The organism is Pinirhizobacter sp. (assembly GCF_035317885.1).
Classification (GTDB): Bacteria; Pseudomonadota; Gammaproteobacteria; order Xanthomonadales; family Rhodanobacteraceae; genus Pinirhizobacter.
Map to the genome: position 1 here is coordinate 1 of NZ_DATHFX010000426.1, position 3,180 is coordinate 3,180.

Annotated in this window: 3 protein-coding genes and 1 pseudogene; all 4 read left to right on the forward strand. The window is 67.0% G+C overall.

All coding sequences use genetic code 11. The annotated features are described in order from the left end of the window. Window positions 1–777: polyphosphate kinase (locus VK519_RS14050; protein WP_524538996.1), on the forward strand; the 777-nt coding region annotated here is incomplete at its 5' end. Between the two features lie 55 nt (window positions 778–832). After that, entirely contained in the window at window positions 833–2,326 is a 1,494-nt protein-coding gene (locus VK519_RS14055; RefSeq protein ID WP_324350772.1) for a Ppx/GppA phosphatase family protein, read from the forward strand. A 50-nt stretch (window positions 2,327–2,376) separates the two neighbouring features. Further along, window positions 2,377–3,084: a peptidylprolyl isomerase gene (locus tag VK519_RS14060; protein WP_324350771.1), complete on the forward strand. Its 708-nt coding sequence runs from the start codon at window positions 2,377–2,379 to the stop codon at window positions 3,082–3,084. Then, a pseudogene (locus VK519_RS14065) lies at window positions 3,081–3,180 on the forward strand (UDP-2,3-diacylglucosamine diphosphatase); the annotation flags it as partial. The gene VK519_RS14060 and the pseudogene VK519_RS14065, both read left to right, overlap by 4 nt.

The window sequence follows — 3,180 nt, forward strand, 5'->3', positions numbered from 1 at the left end:
TATGGCGTGGTGGGCTACAAGACCCACGCCAAGATGTTGCTGATCATCCGTCGCGAGGGCGACAAGCTCCGCCGTTATGTTCACCTCTCCACCGGCAACTACCACCAGGCCAACAGCCGCGGATACACCGACATCGGCCTGATGACCTCCAGCGAGGACATCGGGCAGGACGTCCACAAGATCTTCCAGCAGCTCTCTGGCTTAGGCCCGATGATCGCGCTCAAGCAACTGCTGCATTCGCCCTTCACCTTGTACAGCTCGGTGATGGAAAAGATCGAACGTGAGATCGTCCACGCCCGCGAAGGCCGTGGCGGCCGCATCGTGGCCAAGCTCAACGCCCTGAACGAAGCGCAGGTGGTGAAGGCGCTTTACCGCGCCTCGATGGCGGGTGTGCAGGTGGACCTGGTGATCCGCGGAGCGTGTACCCTGCGGCCCGGGGTGAAGGGAGTCTCCGAGAACATCCGCGTGCGTTCCATCGTCGGCCGTTTCCTGGAGCACAGCCGCATCTATTGGTTCGGCAATGCCGGCGAGCCTGAGATCTACACCGCCAGCGCCGACTGGATGGAGCGCAACCTGCGCCGGCGGATCGAGATCGCCGTGCCAATCCTGGATCCCGAACTGGCTGCCCGCGTGTACCAGGAAACCCTCGACAACTACCTTCGCGACAACACCCAGGCCTGGTTGTTGGGCAAAGATGGCCATTACACGCGCAGCGAACCGGGCGACGATCCGCCGCACAATGCACAGCAATACTTGTTGGAGAAGCTTTGTGGGTAGGGCATATCGTGGCGGCCTGTCGGCCGCGCGCACGGCGGCGGCTGCCAGGCCGCAGATCGCCGAGGGTGAAGTGTTGGCGGCGATCGACCTGGGTTCGAACAGCTTCCACATGGTGGTGGCCCGGTTCGAGCATGGCGAGCCCAGGGTGATCGATCGACTGCGTGACACGGTGCGCATGGCGGCGGGCCTGCGCGCCGATGGCACCCTCGATGCCGGCCATCGTGCCGCCGCGCTGGCGAGCCTTGCCCGCTTCGGCCAGCGCATCGCGGGCCTGCCCGGCGCCCGCGTGCGCGCCGTAGCCACCAATACCGTACGCCGCCTGGCCTCCCCGCATGCCTTCCTTGCCGCAGCCGAAGTGGCACTGGGCACGCCGGTGGAAATCGTCTCCGGCCGCGAGGAGGGCCGCTTGATCTTCCTCGGCGCCGCGCACGACCTGCCTGTCTCGCGCGATAACCGGCTGGTGATCGACGTCGGCGGCGGCAGCACGGAATTCATCATCGGGCGGCATGTCTCCCCCGAATACACCGAGAGCGTGCAGGTGGGCTGCATTGCCTCCACCTTGCGCTTTTTCCCCGGTGGCAAGATCACGCGCAAGCGCTGGCAACGCGCCCGCCGCGAGATCGGCGTGCTGCTGCAACAGTTCGCCGAGGAGTACCGCGAAGCAGGCTGGGCCAATGCCTATGGTTCGTCGGGCACCGCCAAGGCGATCGGCGCCGTGGCCCAGGCCATGGGCCTGACGGACGATGCCATCACCCCGGCGGCGCTTGCAGGCATCCGCGAGGCTCTGCTGGCGCAAGGCTCGATCCAGACACTGAAGCTGCCTGGCCTCGCCGAAGACCGCACCGGCGTGTTCGTGGGGGGCGTGGTGATCTTCGAGGCCGCTTTCGAAGCCCTGGGCATCACGGGCATGCAAGTATGCGCAAGCTCCATGCGCGAGGGCCTGCTTTGGGACCTTATCGGCCGCGCCGGCGGCAGTGACCCGCGTGCCGGCAGTATCGATGCGCTGGCCGCGCGCTATGGCGTGGATCGGGCGCACATGCGCCGCGTGGAAACCACGGCGCTGGCCCTGTTCGACCAGGTTGCCAAGGCATGGAAACTCGACACGGACGCCCGCGAATGGCTGTCGTGGGCCGGCCGCGTGCACGAACTGGGCCTGGCCATCGCACACAGCCAGCACCATCGCCACGGCGGGTACATCCTGCGCAATGCGGATCTCGCCGGTTTCTCCAGGCAGGAACAACAGCTGCTGGCGGCCATCGTCGAATGCCACCGGCGCAAGCCCGACAAGGCCCTGTTGATGGCGCTGCCCACGCGGCATCGCGCGCTGGCCCGGTATGCCACCGCACTGTTGCGGCTGGCCGTGCTGTTCCGCCGCTCGCGCCGCGCCGAGCCGATGCCGCCGCTGAAGCTTGCCGCCACCCGTACCAGGCTGCGCCTGGCGCTGCCCGCCGAATGGCTCGACGAACACCCGCTTACCGAAGCAGACCTCGAACAGGAAAAGGGCCCGATGGCCGACCTCGGCCTGGAACTTGAACTGATCACTTACTGACGGCCGCGCCCCGGGGCGCGCGACCCGGCCGGCGGCGGTATCATGTGCCGATGACCCGATACCTGGCTGCCTTCGCCCTACTCGTCCTCCCGGCCCTGGCCCTCGGCCAGGCGGCCAAGCCCGAAGCGCCCGCCGCCGAGGCGCATCCCCGCGTGGTACTGCACACAAGCCAGGGCGACATCACGCTGGAACTGTTCCCGGACAAGGCCCCCAAGAGCGTGGCCAATTTCCTGCAGTACGTACGCGACGACTTCTACGCAGGCACCGTGTTCCATCGCGTCGTCAACGGTTACCTGGTACAGGGCGGCATCTACACCCGCGACTTGCAGCAAAAGCGCACCCGTGCCGCCATCGCCAGCGAAGCGGACAACGGCCTGTCCAACCTCCGTGGCACGGTCGCCGTGGCCCGCGGCGCGGACCCGGCCTCCGGTACCGCGCAGTTTTTCATCAACCTGGTGGACAACCGTCGCCTGGACTACGCCGGCAACCAGAGCGGGCTGACCTGGGGCTACGCGGTGTTCGGCAAGGTGGTCGAAGGCATGAACGTGGTCGACAAAATGGCGGGGCTCCCCACGCGTGCATTGGGTCCCTTCGTCAACGACGTTCCCAACCCGCTGGTGGTGATCGACGGCGCCAACGTGGTGGGCGAGGAAAAATCCGCACCGAAGTCCGCGCCGGCGCCAGCAACCAGCGCCGCGGCCACGCCACCGGCAAAGACCCCCGTGAAGGCTCCGGCAACGCCGAAGAAGAAAGCATGACCACGCTATTCATCGCCGACCTCCACCTCGACGAAACCCGGCCAGCGATCACCGACCTCTTCGAGCGGTTCCTGGCCAGCGCCGAGGTACGCGGGG